Source organism: Pseudomonas sp. 313 (assembly GCF_000316965.1).
In the GTDB taxonomy this organism is placed as follows: Bacteria; Pseudomonadota; Gammaproteobacteria; order Pseudomonadales; family Pseudomonadaceae; genus Chryseomonas; species Chryseomonas benzopyrenica.
Genome location: NZ_ANBZ01000067.1, coordinates 1 through 22,381 on the forward strand (window position 1 = coordinate 1; position 22,381 = coordinate 22,381).

Annotated in this window: 14 protein-coding genes; 3 read left to right on the plus strand and 11 right to left on the minus strand. The window is 66.9% G+C overall.

The annotated features are described in order from the left end of the window. Window positions 1–22: 22 nt before the first annotated feature. The 7 genes from C722_RS0113270 to C722_RS24920 form a co-directional block, all read right to left on the minus strand. The gene (locus tag C722_RS0113270; protein ID WP_007161696.1) at window positions 23–610 is read right to left on the minus strand and encodes a YajG family lipoprotein; all 588 of its coding nucleotides are present in this window, start codon (window positions 608–610) and stop codon (window positions 23–25) included. 117 nt (window positions 611–727) lie between these two features. After that, window positions 728–2,230: an AdeC/AdeK/OprM family multidrug efflux complex outer membrane factor gene (adeC, locus tag C722_RS0113275; protein ID WP_017640961.1), complete on the minus strand. Its 1,503-nt coding sequence runs from the start codon at window positions 2,228–2,230 to the stop codon at window positions 728–730. 1 nt (window position 2,231) lies between these two features. Next, a complete protein-coding gene (locus C722_RS0113280; protein ID WP_017640962.1) occupies window positions 2,232–5,366 on the minus strand; it encodes an efflux RND transporter permease subunit in 3,135 nt (1,044 codons plus the stop codon). 12 nt (window positions 5,367–5,378) lie between these two features. Further along, on the minus strand, window positions 5,379–6,578 hold the full coding sequence (locus tag C722_RS0113285; protein ID WP_017640963.1) for an efflux RND transporter periplasmic adaptor subunit: 1,200 nt from the start codon (window positions 6,576–6,578) through the stop codon (window positions 5,379–5,381). A gap of 346 nt (window positions 6,579–6,924) precedes the next feature. Further along, entirely contained in the window at window positions 6,925–7,503 is a 579-nt protein-coding gene (locus tag C722_RS0113290) for a YceI family protein (protein WP_017640964.1), read from the minus strand. A gap of 35 nt (window positions 7,504–7,538) precedes the next feature. Next, the gene (locus C722_RS0113295; protein ID WP_017640965.1) at window positions 7,539–8,093 is read right to left on the minus strand and encodes a cytochrome b; all 555 of its coding nucleotides are present in this window, start codon (window positions 8,091–8,093) and stop codon (window positions 7,539–7,541) included. Window positions 8,094–8,266: 173 nt separating this feature from the next. Beyond that, on the minus strand, window positions 8,267–9,844 hold the full coding sequence (locus C722_RS24920; protein ID WP_037063910.1) for a flavin monoamine oxidase family protein: 1,578 nt from the start codon (window positions 9,842–9,844) through the stop codon (window positions 8,267–8,269). 174 nt (window positions 9,845–10,018) lie between these two features. Between C722_RS24920 and C722_RS0113305 the strand changes: the two genes are divergently transcribed. The 3 genes from C722_RS0113305 to C722_RS0113315 all read left to right on the plus strand — a co-directional run bounded on the left by C722_RS0113305 (window position 10,019) and on the right by C722_RS0113315 (window position 12,886). Then, window positions 10,019–11,419 carry an adenosylmethionine--8-amino-7-oxononanoate transaminase gene (locus C722_RS0113305; protein ID WP_017640967.1) on the plus strand — a complete coding sequence of 467 codons (1,401 nt, stop codon included), beginning with the start codon at window positions 10,019–10,021 and terminating at the stop codon, window positions 11,417–11,419. Between the two features lie 13 nt (window positions 11,420–11,432). Then, complete coding sequence (locus C722_RS0113310; RefSeq protein ID WP_017640968.1) at window positions 11,433–12,161, plus strand: 16S rRNA (uracil(1498)-N(3))-methyltransferase; 729 nt, start codon at window positions 11,433–11,435, stop codon at window positions 12,159–12,161. A gap of 65 nt (window positions 12,162–12,226) precedes the next feature. Further along, a complete protein-coding gene (locus tag C722_RS0113315) occupies window positions 12,227–12,886 on the plus strand; it encodes an HAD-IA family hydrolase (RefSeq protein ID WP_017640969.1) in 660 nt (219 codons plus the stop codon). Here the strand turns inward: C722_RS0113315 and C722_RS0113320 are convergent. The 4 genes from C722_RS0113320 to C722_RS0113335 are packed head-to-tail and all read right to left on the minus strand — an operon-like array spanning window position 12,883 to window position 22,355. Next, entirely contained in the window at window positions 12,883–13,350 is a 468-nt protein-coding gene (locus C722_RS0113320; RefSeq protein WP_017640970.1) for a chemotaxis protein CheW, read from the minus strand. The genes C722_RS0113315 and C722_RS0113320 overlap by 4 nt on opposite strands. Before the next feature lie 11 nt (window positions 13,351–13,361). After that, on the minus strand, window positions 13,362–14,381 hold the full coding sequence (locus C722_RS0113325; protein ID WP_026083831.1) for a chemotaxis protein CheB: 1,020 nt from the start codon (window positions 14,379–14,381) through the stop codon (window positions 13,362–13,364). Then, window positions 14,374–21,495, minus strand: a complete 7,122-nt coding sequence (locus tag C722_RS0113330) for an Hpt domain-containing protein (protein WP_017640972.1) — start codon at window positions 21,493–21,495, stop codon at window positions 14,374–14,376. Before C722_RS0113330 ends, C722_RS0113325 begins: the two co-directional genes overlap by 8 nt. A gap of 11 nt (window positions 21,496–21,506) precedes the next feature. Next, entirely contained in the window at window positions 21,507–22,355 is an 849-nt protein-coding gene (locus C722_RS0113335; RefSeq protein ID WP_017640973.1) for a protein-glutamate O-methyltransferase CheR, read from the minus strand. Window positions 22,356–22,381: the final 26 nt, after the last annotated feature.

Genomic DNA, 22,381 nt, shown 5'->3' on the forward strand with positions numbered 1-22,381 from the left:
CTTTTTTGTGGGCGTCAGGTTTTCAGCGACCGCTGAGCACCTGCACCACGGTCGGATCCTTGAACACCCGGGTCAGGGCATCGCTCAGCACATCGCTGACCAGCTTGGTGTTGGCCTCGGCGTTGGGTGCCATGCCGAAGCGCTGGTTGAGGCTGGCGCCGTAGCGGCCGCGGTAGCCACGCTGGCTGTTGCGCACGTCCACCTGGAAGGCCGCGGCGACATCGGAGGCGGTGACGTACAGTTCCTTGGGCGACTGGTAGTTCAGCTCGGCCAGGGTCAGGGTCAGCTGGGGCGCACCCGGGCCGGCATTGGGCGACGGGGTGAAGCCCATCTGGCGTACGGCCTTCTCGGCTTCCGCCTGCAGCTTGGGAATCACGTCCTGGGTCTGCACCACCACCACGCTGGTGTCGGGATAGAGCCCGCCACGGGTGCCCAGGGTGAAGGAGGAGCGACCGTCGACCACGCGGACCGAGACCGGCTGGCCCTGGCCGACCGGCGCGATGGGCGCGGTGATCTGGGGTTGCGGACTCAATTGCTGAGGGCTGCTGGCACAGCCGGCCAGGGTCAGACCAGTGGCGGCGAGCAGGCCGAGCAACAGGCGATAGCGCATGCAGAAACTCCAGAGAAAGGGACAGGGGGCAGTATACCCAGCCCCCCAGCGGCGTCGATAGACGGGGATGGCGGACAAGGAAACGCCGGCTCGGGCCGGCGTCTCTTCAAACCAGGGTCAGGGCTTGGCCGCCAGTGGCGGTCGCGTCTGGCTGCGCTCCAGCCAGCCACCGCCGAGGGCCTTGTACAGGGTGACCTCGCTGTTGAGCTGGTTGAGCCGATCGGTGATCAGTTGCTGCTGGGCGCTATACAGCGAGCGCTGGGCGTCGAGTACCGTGAGGTAGTTGTCGATGCCCTGGCGATAGCGCAGGTTGGCCAGGTCGTAGTATTCCTGGCTGGCCTGCACCAGGTCCTGCTGGGCCTGCAGCTGGTCGTCGTAGGTGCCCTTCGCCGCCAGGGCATCGGCCACCTCGCGGAAGGCGGTCTGGATCGACTTCTCGTAGGTGGCGACGTTGATGTCCTTCTGGATCTTGGCCGCATCCAGGCTGGCCTTGAGGCTACCGGCCGTGAAGATCGGGATGTTGATGCTTGGCGAGAAGGTCCAGTAGCCGGAACCGGCGTCGAACAGGCCATTGAGATCCCGGCTGGCCGTGCCGCCCTGGGCGGTCAGGCTGATGCGCGGGAAGAAGGCCGCCCGGGCCGCGCCGATGTTGGCGTTGGCGGCGCGCAGCTGCAGCTCGGACTGGAGGATGTCCGGACGCTTCTGCAAGAGATCCGACGGCAGGTTGGCCGGCAGATCGGCGAGCAGGTCCTTGCCATCCAGGCCCTTGCCTTGCGGCAGGTCCGCCGGGATCGAGGTGCCCAGCAGCAGGGTCAGGGCATTGCGATCCTGGGCAACCTGGCGGGTGTACTGGGCCAGATTCGCCCGCGCCCCTTCCAGGGCGGTGCGCGACTGGCGCAGGTCCAGCCCGCTGGCCACGCCGTTCTCCACGGTCTGGCGGGTCAGGTCGTAGGAGCGCTGGTAGGCGGCGAGGGTCTCGCGGGTCAGTTGCAGCATGCGCTGGTCGGTGAGCCAGGCGTAGTAGGCGTTGGCTACTTCCGAGACCAGCGAGATCTGGGTGCTGCGGCGTCCTTCGCTGGTGGCGAAGTAGTTGAGCAGCGCCTGCTCGCTGAGGCTGCGCAGGCGCCCGAACAGGTCCAACTCATAGGAGGTGAAACCCAGGGTCACGCTGTACTGGCTGCTGATGCTGCCACCGCCGCCACCCCCCGCGCCATCGGCGCTGTTGCCGGCGAGCAGTTCGCGGATGGCGGAGACCTGGCTCAGGTCCTCGGGTGACCGGGTACGGGTCCCGGTGCCGCTGACGCCGATGTCGGGAAACAGCTCGGCGCGCTGCACGCGGTATTGCGCCTGATACAGCCGCACGTTCAGGGCGGCCTGGCGCAGGTCGCGGTTGTTGTCCAGCGACAGCTGGATCAACTGCTGCAGCGCCGGGTCGCGATAGAAATCGCGCCAGCCGATGTCGGCCGCCTGCTGGTCGCGATTGACCGTCAGGGCATCGTAGGCCTGGCCGTGGGGCCAGGCGTTCTCCACCGGTGCATTGGGCCGCTGGTAATCGGGGATCAGGCTGCAGCCGGAGACGGCCAGCATGCCCACGACCACCGCCAAGACAGACTTCTTCATATCAGTGTCCTTCCTTGCCATGGGCTTCCTGGTCCTTGGTGGCCTTGTCCTTGAACAGGCTGCTGACCACCACGTAGAACATGGGAATCCAGAAGATCGCCAGTACCGTGGCGGTGAGCATGCCGCCGATCACGCCGGTACCCACGGCGTGCTGGCTGCCGGAGCTGGCACCCGAGGAGATCGCCAGGGGTACCACGCCCAGGATGAAGGCCATGGAGGTCATGATGATGGGCCGCAGGCGCATGCGTGACGCTTCCACCGCCGCGTCGACGATGTTCTTGCCGCCCTCGTGCAGCTCCTTGGCGAATTCCACGATCAGGATGGCGTTCTTCGCCGCCAGGCCAATGGTGGTGAGTAGACCGACCTGGAAGAACACGTCGTTGGCGAGGCCGCGGAAGTAGGTGGCCAACAGCGCACCGATGACGCCCAGTGGCACGACCAGGAGCACCGCGATCGGAATCGACCAACTCTCGTACAGCGCCGCCAGGCAAAGGAACACCACCAGCATCGACAAGGCATAGAGCGCCGGTGCCTGGGAGCCCGACAGCCGCTCCTCGTAGGACAGACCGGTCCAGGCGATACCCACGCCCTGCGGCAGGTCCTTGGCCATGCGCTCGATCTCGGCCATGGCGTCACCGGTACTGTAGCCAGGCGCGGCGGATCCCAGGATCTCCAGCGAGGAGATGCCGTTGTAGCGCTCCAGCTTGGGCGAGCCGTAGATCCACTCGCCACGGGCGAAGGCCGACACCGGCACCATCTCGCCCGAGCCGTTGCGCACGTACCACTTGTTGAAATCCTCGGGATTCATCCGTGCGCTGGCTTCGCCCTGCATGTACACCTTCTTCACCCGACCACGATCGATGAAGTCGTTGATGTAACTGGAGGCCCAGCCGCTGGACAGCGTCTGATTGACATCGCTCTGCGACAAACCGAGCGCCCGCACCTTTTCGTCGTCGACGATGAGCTTGAACTGCGGCTCGTCGTTGAGACCGTTGGGCCGGGTCTGCATCAGCTTGGGATTCTGCGCAGCCATGCCGAGCAGCTGATTGCGCGCGGCCATGAGCGCCTCGTGGCCAATGCCGCCGTTGTCCTGCAGATAGAAGTCGAAACCAGTGGCGTTACCCAGCTCCAGTACCGCGGGCGGTACCACCACGAAGACGATGGCATCCCGGATCTGCGAGAGATAGCCCATGGCGCGTCCGGCAACCGCACCGGCGGCGTCGTTGGCATCAGGGCGCTGGTCCCAGGGTTTCAACTGGATGAACGCCAAGCCCGAACTCTGACCGCGACCTGCGAAGTTGAAGCCGTTGACGGTGAACATCGAACCCACGGCTGGCTCGTTCTTCATCATCTGCTCGCGCATGGTATCGAGCACCTGCTGGGTGCGCTCGGCGGACGAACCGGGCGGTGTCGTGACCTGGCCGAACAGAATGCCCTGGTCTTCTTCTGGCAGGAAGGACGAGGGAATGCGCGTGAACAGGAAAGCCATGCCGGCGACGATGACCACATAGACCAGCAGGAACGGGATCTTGTGGCGGATCACCGCGGCGACGCTGCGCTCGTAACGGTGCTGGCCGCTCTCGAACTTGCGATTGAACCAGCCGAAGAAACCACGCTTCTCGTGGTGCCCCTGCTTGACCGGCTTGAGCATGCTGGCGCACAGCGCGGGCGTGAAGACCAGAGCCACCAGCACAGACAACGCCATGGAAGTGACGATGGTGATGGAAAACTGGCGATAGATCACCCCGGTGGAGCCGCCAAAGAAGGCCATGGGCACGAACACCGCCGACAGCACCAGAGCGATACCCACCAGGGCGCCCTGGATCTGCTCCATCGACTTACGGGTCGCTTCCTTGGGCGAGAGCCCCTCCTCGGCCATCACCCGCTCGACGTTTTCCACCACCACGATGGCATCGTCCACCAGCAGGCCGATGGCCAACACCATGCCGAACATGGTCAGGATGTTGATGGTGAAACCGGCGGCCAGCAGCACCGCGAAGGTACCCAGCAGGACTACCGGTACGGCCATGGTCGGAATCAGGGTGGCCCGGAAGTTCTGCAGGAACAGGAACATCACCAGGAACACCAGCAGGATCGCCTCACCCAGGGTCTTGACCACCTCGTGAATGGACGCGGTCACTACCGGCGTGGTGTCATAGGGATAGACCACGTCCATGCCTTCGGGCATGAACGGTTTGAGGCGGTCGATGGTGGCGTGGACCGCCTTGGCGGTGTCCAGGGCGTTGGCCCCGGTGGCCAGACGCAGGGCCATACCCGAAGCCGGCTTACCGTTGAACTGGGCATCGATGGACGAGTTCTCGCCACCCAGTTCGATCCGCGCGACGTCACGCAGCCGAACCTGGGCACCGCTCTGATCCACCTTGAGGAAGATCTTGCCGAATTCCTCGGCCGAGGTCAGGCGGGTCTTGCCGATGATGGTGGCGTTGAGCTGCTGGCCCTTGACCGCCGGCAGGCCACCGAGCTGACCCGAGGCGATCTGCACGTTCTGGCTGCTGACCGCATTGCTGACATCGACCGGGGTCAGCTGATACTTGAACAGCTTGTCCGGATCCAGCCAGATACGCATGGCGTACTGCGAGCCGAATACCTGGAAGTCGCCGACACCGCTGGTCCGCGCGATGGGATCCTGCATGTTGGAGACGATGTAGTTGGACAGGTCGTCCTTGGTCAGGGAGCCGTCCTTGGAGACCAGGCCCACCACCATCATGAAGTTGCGCTGGTACTTGGCGACGCGGATACCCTGTTGCTGCACTTCCTGTGGCAGCAAGGGCGTCGCCAGCTGCAGCTTGTTCTGCACCTGGACCTGGGCGATGTCCGAGTTGGTACCCTGATTGAAGGTCACGATGATGGTCATGCTGCCGTCGGAGTTGGACTCCGAGGAGATGTACCTGAGGTTGTCGATCCCGTTCATCTGTTGCTCGATGACCTGGACCACGGTGTCCTGCACCGTCTGCGCCGAGGCGCCAGGATAGGTCACCTGGATCGAGACCGCCGGAGCGGCGATGTTCGGGTACTGGTTGATCGGCAGATTGACGATCGCCAGGATGCCGGCGAGCATCATCACCAGGGCGATTACCCAGGCGAAGATGGGCCGGTCGATGAAGAACTTTGACATCGGGCGCTCCCTTTATTGGCCCTGACCGGCCGGCTGCTGCTCGGCGGAGGCGACGTTGCCGGCAGGCTTGGCAGTGACACTGGCGCCGGGTTTAACCTTCTGCAGACCTTCGGTGATGACCTTGTCACCCGCTTTGATGCCTTTGGATACCAACCAGTCGGCACCCAAGGCCCGCTCGGTCACCAACTCGCGCAGCTCGACCTTGCCTTCCCCATTCACCACCATGGCGGTGGGCTTGCCCTTCTGATCACGCGTGACCCCTTGCTGGGGTACCAGGATGGCATTCTGGCGCACCCCCGATTGCAGCTGGGCACGCACGAACATGCCGGGCAGCAGCAGCTTGTCGGGGTTGGGGAATTCGGCACGGATGGTCACCGAGCCGGTACCCTGATCCACCGAGACCTCGGCGAACTTGAGCTTGCCGGAACGGCTGTAGGCACTGCCGTCTTCCAGCATCAGCTTGACCTCGGCGGCGTTCTCGCCCTGCACCTTCTGCAGTTGACCACTGTCCAGCTCGCGGCGCAGACGCAAGAGGTCGGTGGCGGACTGGGTGACGTCGACATAGATGGGATCGAGCTGGGTGATGCTGGTCAGGGCGGTGGTCTGATCGGCGGTGACCAGGGCGCCTTCGGTCATCATCGAGCGGCCAATGCGGCCGGCGATGGGCGCGGCGACCTTGGTGTAGGCCAGATTGATCTCGGCATTGCGCAGGGCGGCCCTGGCCGATTCCACCTGGGCTTCATTCTGCCGTTGCATGGACAGGGCATCGTCGGCTTCCTGCTTGCTGATCGCCTGTTCCTTGACCAGGGCGCCATAGCGTTGGGCCTTGAGCCGGTTCGACGCCAGGGTCGCCTGGGCCTGGGCCAGGGAGGCCTTGGCGGAATTGACGTTGGCTTCGTAGGTGCGCGGATCGATCTGATACAACTGCTGGCCAGCCTTCACGTCGGCACCTTCGGTGAAGGAGCGCTTGAGCAGGATGCCGCTCACCTGGGGCCGCACCTCGGCGATACGGAAGGCGGAGGTACGCCCGGGCAGTTCGTCGGTCAGGGTGACGGTGCGAGGTTGCACCGTCACCACCCCGACTTCCGCAGGCTTCTGCTGTTGCTGTTGCTGCTGCTGGTCCTTGTTGTCCTGCTTGCCGCAGGCGCCCAGGGCCAGGGCCACGGCCAGCAGGGCGGGAGCGAAAAAGGCATGCGCCGGCTTGATCTGCATATCAAAAGTCCTTGAAAGCGGGGAAATGAGCATGCGCAGCGCGCCTTGTGGATCCGCACCGGCTCGAGCATAGGATATTGTTATCAGACAAATATACTTACGTTCACGACTGTTTGTAAATAACCCAAGTGCCATGCTCGGGTATTTCGCCGGATGCTTCGACGCTTCATGAACACGGCGATGGCGACAAAGCCAGGCGCTGCGACCGACCTGGGTAGCAGACCATGAGGCCGGAGGCGAGTTCTGCCAGGGGATCGCGCTGCCGCCCGCCTCGTCACCAAAAACGACCGCCCACAAAAATGCCGGACGAATCCGGCATTTTTGGTTACAACCTGGGGGCGTCCCGTTACTGGCGCACGCCTTCGAAGGACAGCATGAATTCCACTTCCTGGGATTTCGGACCGAGGTCCTTCTGGATGTTGAAATCCTTGAGCTTGAGGGTGGTGGTGCCCTCGAAGCCGGCGCGGTAGCCGCCCCACGGATCCTTGCCCTCGCCCATGAAGTGGGCCTTGATGGTGACCGGCTTGGTCACGCCGTTCAGGGTCAGGTTGCCGGTGACATCGGCAGTGCCGTCGCCGGTGGGGGTGACCTTGGTCGATTCGAAGCTGGCCTGGGGATGGGCGGCGACGTTGAGGAAGTCGGCGCTGCGCAGGTGTTTGTCGCGCTCGGCGTGGTTGGTGTCGACGCTGTCGGTGTTGATGGTCACCTTGACCTTGTCGGCGGACGGATCCTTGGCATCGAAGCTGAAGGTGCCGTCGAAGTCCTTGAAGGTGCCGTACAGCCAGCTGTAGCCCAGGTGCTGGATGCGGAATTGGATGAAGGCGTGCTGGCCCTGCTTGTCGATCTTGTAATCGGCGGCCATGGCCTGGCCAGCGCCCAGCAGAGCGGTACCCAGGGCCAGGGCGGCAACGGTTTTCTTCAGCATTGGATGGAGCTCCATGTGGTGGTGGGAAGCGAACATCAGGAAGGAGTGTGGACCCGGCCGAGCATCCGGACCAGGGTGCCGTCGCGGTCGACGAAATGGTGCTTGAGCGCGGCCACCACGTGCAGACCGGCCAGGACGATCAGCGTCCAGGCGAACCAGAGGTGGATCTTGCCGGCGGTATCGGCCTGATCCGGCAGGCCGCTCAGGGTCGCCGGGACCTTGAACCAGCCGAAGACATCGATGGCCACGCCATCGGCGGTGGAGATCAGGTAGCCGGCCACCATGACGCTGAGCATCAAGGCATAGAGCAGGAAGTGCCCGGCACCCGCGGCGCGACGTACCAGGGGGCTACCCTCCACCGGCGGCGGCGGACTGACCAGGCGCCAGAGCAGGCGCAGCACCAGGGCGATCAGCAAGAGAATGCCGGCGCTCTTATGCAGTTCGGGGGCGGTGTGGTACCAGGTGTCGTAGTAGTCCAGGGTCCGCATCCACAGGCCGGAGGCGAACATGGCGACGATCGCCAGGGCCATGACCCAATGCAGAACCAGACTTACCAGACCGTAGCGAAGGCCGTCGTTGCGCCAGTGCATCGCTTTTCTCTCCTGAAAAAGCTTTGCCTAAGCCTAGCCGCAAACGTATCGATGGAAAGCGGAAAAAGTGTCGAATCAATATCGAAGGAATCGATGGATCGGACGGCGCGCCAAGGCCCCGTCCGCTCCGGCCCAGAAGCTGCGCAGGGGCAGCGTCCGGGTTCGGGTCACGCTCAGAACGACCAGTGGAACAGCTTCCAGAAGAAGCCGTGCTCGCCACTGTCCTTGGCCGGCGCGGCCTCGGTGGCCTTGGGCGCAGCAGCCGGCTGGGCGGTGGTCTTGGCACTGGCCGCGACCGGCATCACGGCCTTGCCGGCCTTGAGGTCGCGGACCTGGCCGGCGGCGCGCTGACCGCTGGCGAGGGCGCCTTCCAGGGTGCCCGGGTGCAGCGGATCGGTGTGCTCGCCAGCGAAGATCACCCGACCGGTGGGCTTTTCCCACAACCGCCAGTAGCGGGTGATCTGGCCCGGACCATAGGCCAGGTAGGCGCCGCCCAGGCCCGGATCGCGGCTGTAGCGGCGGACTTCGTAGCCGGAGAAGGCGCCGCGCGCCTTGGGATAGAAGGCATGGAAGCGGATCAGCACCTGGTCGACCATCTGCTTGTCGCCAAAGGCCTGCACCAGGCGCGCGCTATCACCGGCCAGGTTGACCAGCACATTGGCGCCGCCCTTCACGTCCGGCTCCACCCACAGCATGCCCAGGCCCTGGTCGCTGTAGATCTCGCCGCTCATGCGCGACTTGCTGTCCCACACCGGGGTCTTGAACTTGAGCAGGATCTGGTCACGCCAGCCATAGGTGGTGCCCTTGATCGCCGCCTGCTGGGTGGCATCCAGCGCCGGGGTCATCTGCACCTGGCCGAGGGCGCGCAGCGGCACCGCCATCACCACGTAGTCGGCCTTGTAGCCAGTGGCACCGGCCTTGACCACGACGCCGTCCTTGTCCTGGACGATGCTCGCTACCTTGCTGTCGGTCTTGATCGTCTTGATCTGCTTGACGAAGGCCTGGGCCAGCACCTCGCTACCGCCGGGCAGGCGCGACGCGCGCAGGTCCTTGTCCTCGACGCCGCGATAGACGCGGGTCTGCTGGGCCAGATAGAGCAGCGACAGCCGTGAGGGCTCGTCGTAGCGGACGCGGATGCGCTGGTTGATCAGCTGGCGGGCCACCGGCGGCAGATTCTGCTTGTCCAGCCAGGTGGCGGCGTTGATCTGGTCGAGGGCGTGCAGGGTCGGGGTGGCGGTCGGCTGCAGCGGATCGCTGATGGCGGCGGCCAGGTCGTCCAGGGACTTGTCGACGCGCTTCAAGGCATCGGCCACGGCCGGCAGCTTCTGCGCCAGGTCGTCCTGGGAATAGTACTGGCCCTCGATCAGATAGCCCGGGGTGCGCACAAAGGACGGCGCGTCCACGGTCTTGAGCCTGAAGGTGTCCAGATAGTGATTGAGCACCGGCTGGGCCTTGGTGTCGCCGATCCATTCGCTGGAGGCGAGGCCGGAGCGACCGCCGACGCGCGCGCCGGCTTCCAGCAGAGTCACGTTCCAGCCGGCTTGCTGCAGTTCATAGGCCGAGGCCAGACCGGCCATGCCGGCGCCGACCACGATCACCGAGGGACCACTGGGCGCGGCGGGCGCCGCGGCGGCCTTTTCCGGCACCTTGTGCGTCTCTTTATGGGCCTTCTCGGCAGCGCCTGCGCTCAGGCTGGTAGCGAATACGCCGGCTGCCAAGCAGACGGTAAAACCTGTCCAACGCGACGACATCTTTTCTAGACTCCTGGGACCGGGAAACGGCGGTGGCGCAGCATACGCCAGCGGCTCCGGAGCCACTAGCTGCCGCCACGACCGGCAATCGGCCCGCGCCTTGCTCCCGTCGCGCGCCCTGGCTTAGGCTTGCGCCCCCTTTTTATCGCCGGGCCCGCCGCCAGGAGACCGCCAATGACCAATCACGACTGGATGCGCCGTGACCTGGAGGTGCTCTGGCACCCCTGCACCCAGATGAAGGATCACGAGCAGCTGCCGGTGATCCCGATCCGCCGCGGCGAAGGCGTCTGGCTGGAGGACTTCGACGGCAACCGCTACCTGGACGCGGTCAGCTCCTGGTGGGTCAATGTCTTCGGCCACGCCAATCCGCGCATCAACGACCGCATCAAGGCCCAGGTCGACCAGCTGGAGCACGTCATCCTCGCCGGCTTCAGCCACCAGCCGGTGATCGAACTGTCCGAGCGCCTGGTCGCCCTGACCCCGGCCGGTCTCGACCGGGTGTTCTATGCCGACAACGGCTCCTCGTGCATCGAGGTGGCGCTGAAGATGAGCTATCACTACTGGCGCAACGTGGGCCAGCCGGAAAAGCGTCGCTTCGTCACCCTGACCAACAGCTACCACGGCGAGACGGTGGCGGCCATGTCGGTGGGTGACGTGGCGCTGTTCACCGAGACCTACCAAGGCCTGTTGCTCGACACCCTCAAGGTGCCGAGCCCCGACTGCTATCTGCGCCCCGAGGGCCTGGGCTGGGAAGAGCACTCGCGGCAGATGTTCGCGCACATGGAGCGCACCCTGGCCGAGCATCACGCCAGCGTCGCCGCGGTCATCGTCGAGCCGCTGATCCAGGGCGCCACCGGCATGCGCATGTACCACCCGGTCTATCTGCGCCTGTTGCGCGAGGCCTGCGACCGCTATGGCGTGCACCTGATCCATGACGAGATCGCCGTGGGCTTCGGCCGCACCGGGACGATGTTCGCCTGCGAACAGGCCGGCATCCGTCCGGATTTCCTCTGCCTGTCCAAGGCCCTCACCGGCGGCTACCTGCCGCTGGCCGCCTGCCTGACCACCGATGCCGTCTACCAGGCTTTCTACGACGACTACCACACCCTGCGCGCCTTCCTGCATTCCCACAGCTACACCGGCAATCCGCTGGCCTGCGCCGCCGCCCTGGCGACCCTGGACATCTTCGCCGAGGACGACGTCATCGCGGCCAACAAGCCCCTGGCCCGGCGCATGGCCGAGGCCACCGCGCATCTGGTCGACCATCCCCACGTTGGCGAGGTACGCCAGACCGGCATGGCCCTGGCCATCGAGATGACCGCCGACAAGGCCCGCCGCACCCCCTACCCCTGGCAGGAGCGCCGTGGCCTGGCCGTCTATCAGCACGCCCTCTCCCGCGGCGCCCTGTTGCGCCCCCTGGGCAACGTGGTCTACTTCCTGCCGCCCTATGTCATCACCCCCGAGCAGATCGACTTCCTCGCCGAGGTGGCGAGCGAAGGCATCGAGCTTGCCACCCGCACCTCGGTCAGCGTCGCCCTGAGCGACCTGCACCCCAACCACCGCGATCCCGGCTGATCTGGAGTCCGCCATGCGTCTCACCCGCTGCCACCTCGACCTGCCCCTGGCCCTCGGCCGCCTCGACCTCCCCGAGGCCCAGGCTCACTACCTGGGCCGCGTGCTGCGCCTGGCACCGGGGGATGCCGTGCAGCTGTTCGACGGCAGCGGCCGGGAGTACCTCGGCCAGGTCGCCGCGGTGGGCAAGAAAACCCTCAGCGTCGACCTGACCGAGGAACTGCCCGGCCAGCCCGATTCGCCGCTGCGGATCCACCTCGGCCAAGGCCTGTCCCGCGGCGAGCGCATGGACTGGGCGATCCAGAAGGCCACCGAACTGGGGGTGGCCGAGATCACCCCGCTGGTCAGCGAACGCTGCGAGGTGCGCCTCAAGGACGAACGCGCCGACAAGCGTCTGCAGCACTGGCGTCAGGTCGCCATCAGCGCCTGCGAGCAGTGCGGGCGCTCCACGGTGCCGCTGATCCATCCGCCACAGTTGCTGGCCGACTGGCAGACCGGGCTGGATGCCGACCTCAAGCTGGTCTTGCACCCGGTGGCCGAGCCGCTGGAAAGCCATGCCCGCCCTACCCGTCTGGCGCTGCTGATCGGTCCCGAAGGCGGCCTCAGCGAGGCCGAAGTCACGGCCGCCCGCGCCGTCGGTTTCCAGCCGGCCCGCCTTGGGCCGCGGGTGCTGCGTACCGAGACCGCCCCGGTGGTGGCCCTGAGCGTGGCCCAGCAACTCTGGGGTGATTTCCAGACCCCATGATCTGACCTGGGCCGCTGCCCCGCGGTGGCCCGCCTCTTTCCCCACGGATAGTTTTGGAGCCCTGGATGACCCTGCCCTCTCGCCCCTACGCCGCCTTCCTGTTCGACATGGACGGTACCCTGCTCACCAGCGTGGCCTCCGCCGAACGCGCCTGGAGCACCTGGGCCCTCGGCCATGGCCTCGACCCGGCGGACGTCCTGGCGGTGATGCACGGCGTGCGCGCGGTGGAGACGGTGAAGCGCTTCGCGCCCGCCGGCGCCGATATCGAAGCCGAGACCCGCGCCATCACCGAACTGGAGATCGCCGATGTCGCGGACATCCAGGAAATCCCCGGGGCCGCGGCCTTTCTCGCCAGCCTGCCGGCCGGCAGTTGGGCCCTGGTCACCTCGGCGTCACGCCGCCTGGCCGAAGTCCGCCTGGCCGCCGCGGGCATGGCTCTGCCGCCGGTGATGATCTGCGCCGAGGACGTCACCCAGGGCAAACCCGCGCCGGACTGCTTCCTGGCCGGGGCGCGCAAGCTGGGCGTGGAGATCGGTGATTGCCTGGTGTTCGAGGATGCCCATGCCGGTTTTGCCGCGGCCAAGGCGGCCGGCGCCGATGCCGTGGCCATCACCGCCACCCATCGCCAGCCGTTGGACCTGGGGTTGCCGACGCTGGCCGACTATCGCGGCGTCGGCATCAGCCGTGAAGAAAACGGCGCGATGCGCCTGACCCGACAGGACTAGAACACACCCGCGGCGGCGAGGCGCTCTTCCACCCCGATCAGATCGGGGATGCGCGCCGTGCCGCCTTCGTAGGCCACCGCGCCCAGCTCCAGGGCGGCCAGGGGTACCTCGGCCGCGGCCAGCTCCGGGGTGATGCGCAGCGAACGCGGAATGCTGCGGATCAGCAGGGCCAGGAACCGGACCCGCTCACGCCCACCCAGGGCATTGAGAATGGCCACTCGCGCATGGCGATCGCCGTCGAATTGCGCGGCATGGCCGCTGGAGAGCGCCTCGAAGCTGATCAGCGGCAGGCGCAGATCGCGCCAGGCGACCTGTCCCAGGCACCAGTCGGGCTGCACCGGCAGCGGCCGGATCTCGCGGCAGGGCACCAGTTCGGCCACCGCCGCATTGGGCAGCAGCAGGGTGCGATCGGCCAGGGTCAACAGCAGACCGGTCAGGTGTTCGGCGGGAGCGGCGGTCGACATCGGAGATTCCTTTAGCTTCGCTGCTCGGCCAGGCGCGCCACCAGGGCTTCGGCCAGGCCGCGGGGATCGGCGGTAAGGGTCGCGAGACCCGATTCGCGCAGGCTTTCCGGCATGCTCGGGGCGATGCAGGTGCTCGCCGACTGGGTCCAGAGCGTGCCACCGCGGCGCCGCACATAGGGCGCCGAGGCGGTACCATCGTTGCCCATGCCACTGAAGACGATGACCCCGCAACGGGTGCCGAAGTGCTGCGCCAGGTTGAGCATCATCTGGCTGATCGACGGCGTATAGGGCTCGGGCCAGGCGCGCTCGACGATGTCCAGGGCGCTGTTGACACGGAAGGTGAGTTCCTGCTGGGTGGGTACCACCACCACCTCGCCACAGCGCACCGGCTCACCCGGGCGCACGCCCTGGATGTGCCACTGACTGTGCCGGCCGACCGCGCGCAGCAGGTTGGCGGCAAAGCCGTCACCGATGTGCTGCGCATAGAGAAAACCGACCGGCAGACCGCCCGGCAAGGCATCGAGAAAGGCCTTTACCGCCGCCGGACCGCCCAGGGAGGCGGCCAGCAACCAGACCTCGGGAGCCGGATCGCCGGCGGGCAGCGGCAGATTCGCCAGGGGTTCCGGCAGGGTCAGGCGCGGGGGGCGCGCCTGGTCCTGCAACAGGGTCTCCAGGGCCGGACCGACCGCCGCCACCGGATCGCCGATCAGCCGCTTGAGCTTGCCGATCAGGCGCTTCTCCCACTGGGTGAAGGGATCGGTGAAGCGCTCCGGCGCCTGGCCTTCGCCGAACAGGATGGGCACCTCAGCCCCCTCCAGCAGCGCGTCCACCAGCGGTGATTCCTCGGTCTGGCTCAGGTCGATCAGCCAGAGGTCGGTCGCGACCGTGGGCCAGGCCGCTTCGTCGAAGCGCTCCGGATCGCTGTTGAGGACGACGTGATAGCCATTGTCGGCCAGCACCTGCTGCAGCACGTGACGCTGCAGCGGACTGTCGGCCAGGATGGCGACGCGGGCGGTGTGCATCTCAGTCATGTTCCCTGACCAACCGATGGATGTGGGCCAGGAGTTCGCTCTCCTGGTAGGGCTTGCCCAGGTATTCGTTCACGCCCAGGCTCAGCGCCCGCTCGCGGTGTTTTTCCCCGGTACGGGAGGTGATCATCACGATCGGCAGGTCCTTGAGGCGCGCATCGTGGCGCACCAGGGTCGCCACCTCGAAGCCGTCCATGCGCGGCATCTCGATGTCCAGCAGCAGGATGTCCGGCTGCCGCTCCTGCAACTGGGCGATGGCGTCCACCCCGTCCTTGGCGGTGAAGACCTCCATGCCGTGGCGTTCCAAGAGGCGGCTGGTGACCTTGCGCACCGTGACCGAATCGTCGACCACCATGACCAGCGCCGGTCGGGTGACCTCGGCCACGGTGGCCGGACCCTGCGCCAGTCGCGCCAGCTCTTCGCCACTGGCGCGCTGACTGCGGATCATCGCCAGCAGGTCGAGAATCACCACCACGCGCCCGTCCCCCAGCAGGGTGGCACCGGACAGACCCGGCACCCCGGCGAATTGCGGACCCAGGCTCTTCACCACGATCTCCCGCGAGCCGGCCACCGCATCCACCTGCACGGCCACCGCGTATTCGGCGGCGCGCACCAGCACCACCGGCAGTGGCAGACTCTGACCACTCAGCTTGGGCTGCTGGCCATTGCCGAGCAGGTGCCCCAGGTAGCGCAGGTCATAGTGCTGGCCGCCGTATTCGAAGGTGGCCGCTCCCGGACGGTAATAGCGTTCGAGATCGGCCGCGGTCACCCGCACGATGCCTTCGATGGTGTTGAGCGGCACGGCATAGAGATCGTCGCCGGCATGCACCATGAGCGCGCGGTTCACCGACACGGTGAAGGGCAGGCGGATGGTGAAGCGCGTCCCCTCGCCCGCCACGCTGTGGATGTCCACGCTGCCGCCGAGCTGTTTCACCTCCTGGTGCACCACGTCCATGCCCACGCCACGTCCGGAAATCTGGGTGACGGTTGGCGCCGTGGAAAAGCCGGATTCGAGGATGAATTGCAGCAGTTCCTGATCGGTGAGCTGCGCGTCTTCCGCCATCAGGCCGCGCTCGATGGCCTTGCGGCGCACCGCGGCCAGATCGATGCCACGACCGTCGTCGGCCAGGGTCAGGATGATGTCGCCGCCCTCGCGGCGCAGATCCAGGCTGATCACGCCCTCGGCCGGCTTGCCGGCGCGCTGGCGCCCGGCGGCGTCCTCGACCCCGTGGTCGATGGCGTTGCGCAGCATGTGCTCCAGCGGCGGAATGATCCGCTCGAGCACCGTGCGGTCCAGCTCGCCCTCGGCGTTGCCGACCTGCAGCTCGACCGGCTTGTCCAGTTCGGCGCTGACCTGACGTACCACCCGGTGCAGCCGCGGCACCATGCGCTCGAAAGGCACCATGCGCGTCTGCATGAGGCTTTCCTGCAACTCGGTGTTAACCCGCGCCTGCTGCAGCAATAGGGTCTCGGCATCGCGATTGCGCTGGCCCAGGGTGTTCTTCAGATCCAGGAGGTCGGAAGCCGATTCGAACAGCGCCCGGGACAGCTGCTGCAGCTGGGAATAGCGATCCAGCTCCAGGGGATCGAAATCCTCGTAGCCGGCGCGATCCACGTCTTCGTGGTGACGACTGATGATCTGCGCCTGGGTCTCGGTATCCAGCCTGCGCAGCTGATCGCGGACCCGCTCAATGGTGGCTTCCATCTCGCCGAGGGTGGTGCCGATGTCGCTGACCTGCTGTTCGACGCGACCGCGGAAGATCGAGGTCTCGCCGGCCAGGTTGACCAGCTGTTCCAGCAACGCGGCCGGCACCCGCACCAATTCCTGGGAAGAGCGCCGCTGCGCCGCCTGCTGGCGGACCTGCTGCAGGCGCTGCACGAAGGGCAGCGGCGCAATGGGCGCCGCGGGCGTCTCGGCCGCCACCATGAGCGGCGCCACGGCAACGCCTGCCACCGGCAATTCGGTCGGTGCGTGTTGCGCACCGGCTGCGCCGTCCACGCCTGGAGAGTCTGCAACGTCAGCATCCGCGTCCGTCGCGGCCAGCGGCAGGTCGGCTTCGAAGGACTGCTGCTCAAGGTCGGCGGGCGCGTCCGACGCCTGGGGTGCGACCGTCAGGGGCGTGGCAGGCAGCGACAACTGGGCCACGGCCAGTTGCAGCCCGTCGACTCCCTGGGTCGCCAGGTCGCGAACGCGGTCGCCTGCGCCCAGCCCTACGGCCTGCGAACGCAACTCGACCAGTTGCTGTTCCAGTCCATGGGCTTGCTCGCCCAGGCCATGAAGGCCAGCCAGGCGAGCGCCGCCCTTGAGGGTATGCAGACAGCGCAGCAGCTCGTCCACTGCCACCTCGGGCGCGGCCGGCCAGCCGGCCAGGGCCTCGTCCATGCTGACCAGCAGGTCCTGGGCCTCCTCGATGAAGATCTCGAGGATTTCCGCGTCGGTGTCTGCGTCGAAGACCGGCGTGGCAACGGCCACAGCGGTGGCGGTCACGCTCGCTGCCAGCGGCGCTCCGCGATAATTGCGCAGGGCCTCGATGAGGTCAGTGGCAGGTGCCGGAGCCTGCCCCTGGGCCAGAGCTTCGAGTTGTTCGTGCAGGCGGTCATGGCAACGCTGCAGCAGGCCGCCCAGTTCTGCGCCGGGCTTGATCCGTCCCCGCGCCAGGCCTTCATAGAAGGCCTCCAGGGCATGGGCCAGATCGCCGATGGCATCCACCTCGGCCAGGCGTGCACCGCCCTTGAGGGTATGCAGGTCACGCAGCAGGGATTCCAGCGCGAGACTGTTATGCGGCTCGGCTTCCCAGGCGCGCAGCGAGGTCGCCATGCTGTCGAGCAGGTCGCGACTCTCTTCGATGTAGATGGCCAGCAGCTCAGCGTCAGGACCTTCGTCCGCCTCCGGCACAGCGGCCATGGGCAGCGGTTCCGGGTGCTGGGACTCGGTCTCGGGCGCACTGTCCGCTACCGGGTCATCGATGTCACTGGCGGCATCCACCTGGCCTGGAGCTGGCTCAGATTCACCTGCGGCCAGGTCATCAAGGTGACCGGTACGGATGCGCTGCAAGCGCTCGACCTGCTCGGCATGCTCGCTGACCGGCGTACCCGCCGCCAGCTCGTCCAACTGCGCCGCCAGGCAGCCATGGGCGTCTTGCAGAGGCTGGGCCAGTTCGCCACCACCGGCGAGGCGGCCGTCGAGCAGGCCTTCGTAGATGGCGTCCAGCTCGGTGGCCAGGCGCGCCACTGGCACCACCCCGGCGAGATGGGCACCGCCCTTGAGGGTATGCAGATCGCGCTGCAAGGTGCCGAGGTGGAAGCTCTGCTGGGGCTCCACCAGCCAACGTTTCAGTGCCCGGTCGGCGCTGTCCAGCAGATCTTGGGCCTCTTCGAGGAAGATCAGCTGCATCTCCGGATCGACGGTGGCGGTAGCCTCCGACTCGACCGCCGCGGCGTCCGGCGACTCGGTGTCCGCGGCCTGCGGCAGCGGCTCCTGCGACGCTTCCGGCAGCTCGCGGTCAGGCTCGGCTTCGGCTTCGGCTTCGGCTTCGGCTTCGGCTTCGGCTTCGGCTTCGGCTTCGGCGGGCAGTTCGACGTCGAGCGCCAGCTCGGGTGCCACCGGCGTGGCCGTTTCCGGATCGAAGAGGTCTTCGGGTTCGGGCTCGGCCAGCAGGGTGGTGGCCGCCATGGGCAGCCCGGCGAGAATGCCCGCCAGCAGGGCGCGCAGACCCTGGATCCGCTCCTCGTTGGGGGTGGCCCGCATGCCGCCCGCCAATTGATTGAGCATGCTGATCAGGGCTTCCTGGGCTTCCTCCGCCTCGCGGAAAAAGGCTTCATCGGCCGGCAGCGAACCGCTCGCCGCGGCGGCATAGACCACCTGCAGCGCCTCGGCCAGTTGCTCGACATCGGCCAGGCCGACCCGGGCCGCCCCGTCGGCAAAGGTATTCAGTCGTTCGGCCAGCAGATCCGGGCAGGCCGCCAGGCCACCATCGGTGCGCCAGGCATTCAGGCGTTCGTCGGCTTCCAGCAGCAGCTCCATCGCCGGCATCAGGAAATCGGTCAGGCGCAGGACGTCACGCTGCTCCGGCAGCGGTGCTGCGGGGATCGGCAGCTGCGGATTCAGCTCTTCCAGCAGTCTCTCGCAGTGCTCGATCACGGCCGCCGCGCCCGTCAGAGGGGTCGCCAACGACCCCTCATCGAGGGTAGCCAGCCGCTGCTCCAGCAACTCGGCCCCCTGGGCCAGCAGGGCGCACTCGGGTTCGGCGAAGGCGACATGGGCGAGCTTGTATTCCTTGGCCAGCCGCTCCAGCGCCGACGCCAGCTCGGCCATTGGCGAACTGCCCGCCATATGGGCACTGCCCTTGAGGGTGTGCAGGGCGCGCAGGAGATTGTCGGAGACCGGCTGGACGCTACCGGCGTCGGCCTGTTCGAGGAAGCGACGCACGGTTTCCAGGTGCGCCTGGGCCTCGGTACGGAAGATGTCCAGCAGCTGGGTATCGGCTTCGCCGGCGGCGAGTGCCGCTGCCGCGGGCTCGACGCTCTCCACCTCAGGCAGCGCCGCCACGGAGGGAACTGCGTCGCTCGCCGAAGCCCGCTCGGGCAGGGCTTCGTTGCGCGCCAGCGCATGGGCGGCGTGGGCCAGCCAGTCGACGTCATCACGCTGCCGTTGGCGATCCTCGGCGTATTCCTCGACCAGCTCCGGCAGCAGGGCACAGGTCTGCTCGACCACCGTCTGCAGGGCGGGACTGTGAGCGACGCTATGGTCCAGCCGGCGATTGAACAGATTCTCCAGGGCCCAGGCCAGCTCGCCGATGACCAGCGCCTGGACCATGCGACCACTGCCCTTGAGGGTATGGAAATTGCGCCGCAATTCACTCAGCGCGGTACGCTGCTCGGGGTCTGCCTGCCAGGTCGGCAACCAGCGTTCCAGTTCCACCTGGACCTCGCCGGCCTCTTCGATAAAGACCTCGCGCAGCTCTTCCTCGGCCGGTTCGGCATCGGCCGCCGGTGGCAGCAGCGCCTGCGGCACCTGCGCCGCCGGGGGATTGATGGGATTGACCGGCGCGGCCAGCACCTCGGCGACCGCATCGGCATCGGCGGTCGCCGGCGGCAGGCTGTCCAGCTCGATACCGGCAGGCAGCTCCTCGGCCTCTGCGCCCGCGGGCTCGGCCTCGTCATGCGCCGCGTCAGCCACCACATCGGCCGCTGCCTGCGCGTCCGCTTGGCGATCGGCGGTCAGAGGCTCGTCAGGTTCGGACTGGAATTCGGCGTGGGATTCTGCTTCAGCGTCCGCAGGCTCCTCGATCGGCAGGGCGGTGAGTTCCAGCGTCTCTTCGAGCACCGGCTCCGCTTCCGGCGCCGGCTCTTCCGGGCGATCCAGAGGCAGCGTCTCGACCGCGCTGGAGACCAGGGGCGCCTCCGCCTCCGCCGCCGCGCCTTCGCCGCCCGCCTTGGGCGGATAGCCGAGGGCGATGAGACTCTCGTCGGCGATGTCGAGAATCATGTCGTGGGGCGTGGACGGATCTTCCGCCAGGCGCTCCAGGTAATACTCGACGCTGGTGATGGCGTCGGCCAGGGTATCCAGGCTCTGCCAGTCCGGCACCGCCTGCTTGCCCAGCAGTTGCTGGCAGATGTAGTCGTTGGCCGCCTGCACCTGGGCCGCGGCCCGCTCCAGCGGGATCATCGCCAGGCCGCCACGCACCTGGGTCAGCAGCAGAGGCACCGGCTCCAGGTGGACATGGTTCCACTGGGAGGCGATGAACTCGATGATGGCGTCCTTGGATTGCTCCAGGCCATTGCGCGCCTCGCGCACCACCACCCGGTGCAACTGATCGATGTCGGTGGTGGGCAGGCGGCTCTCTTCGGCATCGCCGACCTCGTTGCCGCTGACCATGCCGGCCAGGGTGGCTTCGACATAGAGCAGCGCCCCGGCGATGTCCATCAGGGCGGCATCGCTGGCGTCGTGCACGCCAGCGGCCAGGTCGGCGACGGATTCGTGCTGCTCCAGCACCACCTTGCGCGGCTGACCGAAGCCCAGCACCGCCAGGGTATCGGCGATCTGCTTGAGCGGTGCCAACAGGCCCCGCAGGCTGGCGGGCTGCTGGCGATCGCTGCGCACGAACAGGTCCAGGCTGTCCTTGATCTGCACCAGCTCTTCGCAGAGCGCAGTCACCACCGAACGCATGGCCTCGCGATCCGGACCGACGATGCGCGAGCGCTCGAAACCCACCAGCTCGGCATCCGGCAGGGCTTCGTCGAGACGGTAGTGGGCCTTGAGCGCGGCGATGCGCGGACTCTGCACCGGCGCCTTGGCCAGATAGAACAGCAGATTCTTCAGCAGATCGGCCGGCGCCGGCTGGTTGAGGGTGGTCACGCCATCGCTGATGAGCCGCTTGAGTTCACGATCCAATTGTCGCAGCAGACCGCGGATCGAGCTGCTGTTGTCCAGCTCGCCGGCCTGCAGCAATTCGGTCAGTCCCGCCGCCACCGGCCAGAGGGCGCCAAAGGGCGAACCGGCGCAGAGCTGGTCCAGGCGCTCGAAGACCCGCAGCAGGTAATCCAGGTGCAACTGGACATCGCGGTCGCGGAACAGCCCGACCTGGGCACCTTGCAGCGCCTGGCGCAGCTTGCGCAGCCGTGGCAGCCAGTCCGGCGCGGCGCGGTCGGCCAGTTCGGCATCGCTCAGCGACAGCGGCGTGGCGGACAGATCCGGCGAGAACAGGCTGGTTTCCGAGAGCAGCTTTTCACCACGCGCCGAGCGCAGGTCGTTGAGCAGCGGCAGGATGGCCAGTGGCAGATCGCGGCGGGCCTCGAGGACCCGATCCAGATAGGGCGGTACCTGCAGGATGGCCTGCATCAGCACCTCCAGCGCCTCGTCCGAGCTGTTCACCCGCTCTTCGTGGAGGGCCTGCAGCAGCAGTTCCATTTCCTCGGCGAGCAGCGCGGCGCCATAGAACTCCACCATCTGCAGGGTGCCGTAGACCTGGTGCACATAGGTCCGACAGAAACCCAGGCGGCTACGGTCGTGCGGGTTGTCGACGAACGCCTCGAGCGCCTTGCGGGCCTGCTGCAAGGTTTCGGCGATCTCTCCCTTGACCCACTCGAGGGCTACGTAGTCGTGTCGATCGATCATCTCGGCTCCTGTCATGCCGGGTGGTCTGGCTGGCGGGTGAACGCCAGGACTTCGGGATGATCGACGGGTACCAGTTGCGGGTGGCTCCAATTGCTCACCTCACCGACACCCAGGACCAAGAGCCCACCCGGTGCAAGCCGCTGGACCAGCTGATTGAGCAGGTCTCGACGCAGCCAGCGGCGGAAATAAATCAGCAAGTTCTGACAAAAAATGACATTGAGCCCCTGCAAGGGGGCCTGGCCCAGTTCCAGCACATTGAGCCGGGCAAAGCACAGTCGCTCCGCCAAGCCGGCGGCGACCTCGAAACTGCCGTCCGCCTGGGCACGGAAATAGCGCTCGCGCAGACTGGCCGACACGCCGGCCAGCCGCTGCAGGCTGTAGCTACCCTGCCGCGCCTGGCGCAGGGCTTCGCTGCTGATGTCGGTGCCGGTCAGGGCGAACGTCAGGGGTCGCGCCTGCCGTGCCAGGACTTCGGCGGTACTGATGGCCATCGAAAACGCTTCCTCGCCACTGGCGCACCCCAGACTCCACAGGGTCAGCCCCTGGCCCTCGGTGGTCCGGGCGAATTCACTCACATAGGCTTCCAGCAGCGCGAAGGAAGGGGGATGGCGAAAGAAGCGGGTGGCCTGGATGGTCAGCCGATCGAGCAGTCGGACCCATTCGATGCGCCCGCTGATGCCCGCGCAGACGACCTGGTAGTAGCTGTCGTAGTCCGCGATCGCCAGTTCGCGCATGCGCGCGGCCAACTGGATCTGCAGAAAGCTGCGCTGGCGATCGTCCAGCACCATGCCGGCGCGGGATTCCAGCAGCTGTCGCCAACGCTCGAAGTCCGCATCCGGCAGCTCGGGAGCACGGCGCAACGCCCAACTCGACTCCCCCACCCCGT

Excerpts from the sequence above, each read along its gene's own strand:
- C722_RS0113270 (WP_007161696.1), bottom strand. The coding sequence starts at position 610 with ATGCGCTATCGCCTGTTGCTCGGCCTGCTCGCCGCCACTGGTCTGACC.
- adeC (WP_017640961.1), bottom strand. The coding sequence starts at position 2,230 with ATGAAGAAGTCTGTCTTGGCGGTGGTCGTGGGCATGCTGGCCGTCTCC.
- C722_RS0113280 (WP_017640962.1), bottom strand. The coding sequence starts at position 5,366 with ATGTCAAAGTTCTTCATCGACCGGCCCATCTTCGCCTGGGTAATCGCC.
- C722_RS0113285 (WP_017640963.1), bottom strand. The coding sequence starts at position 6,578 with ATGCAGATCAAGCCGGCGCATGCCTTTTTCGCTCCCGCCCTGCTGGCC.
- C722_RS0113290 (WP_017640964.1), bottom strand. The coding sequence starts at position 7,503 with ATGCTGAAGAAAACCGTTGCCGCCCTGGCCCTGGGTACCGCTCTGCTG.
- C722_RS0113295 (WP_017640965.1), bottom strand. The coding sequence starts at position 8,093 with ATGCACTGGCGCAACGACGGCCTTCGCTACGGTCTGGTAAGTCTGGTT.
- C722_RS24920 (WP_037063910.1), bottom strand. The coding sequence starts at position 9,844 with ATGTCGTCGCGTTGGACAGGTTTTACCGTCTGCTTGGCAGCCGGCGTA.
- C722_RS0113305 (WP_017640967.1), top strand. The coding sequence starts at position 10,019 with ATGACCAATCACGACTGGATGCGCCGTGACCTGGAGGTGCTCTGGCAC.
- C722_RS0113310 (WP_017640968.1), top strand. The coding sequence starts at position 11,433 with ATGCGTCTCACCCGCTGCCACCTCGACCTGCCCCTGGCCCTCGGCCGC.
- C722_RS0113315 (WP_017640969.1), top strand. The coding sequence starts at position 12,227 with ATGACCCTGCCCTCTCGCCCCTACGCCGCCTTCCTGTTCGACATGGAC.
- C722_RS0113320 (WP_017640970.1), bottom strand. The coding sequence starts at position 13,350 with ATGTCGACCGCCGCTCCCGCCGAACACCTGACCGGTCTGCTGTTGACC.
- C722_RS0113325 (WP_026083831.1), bottom strand. The coding sequence starts at position 14,381 with ATGACTGAGATGCACACCGCCCGCGTCGCCATCCTGGCCGACAGTCCG.
- C722_RS0113330 (WP_017640972.1), bottom strand. The coding sequence starts at position 21,495 with ATGATCGATCGACACGACTACGTAGCCCTCGAGTGGGTCAAGGGAGAG.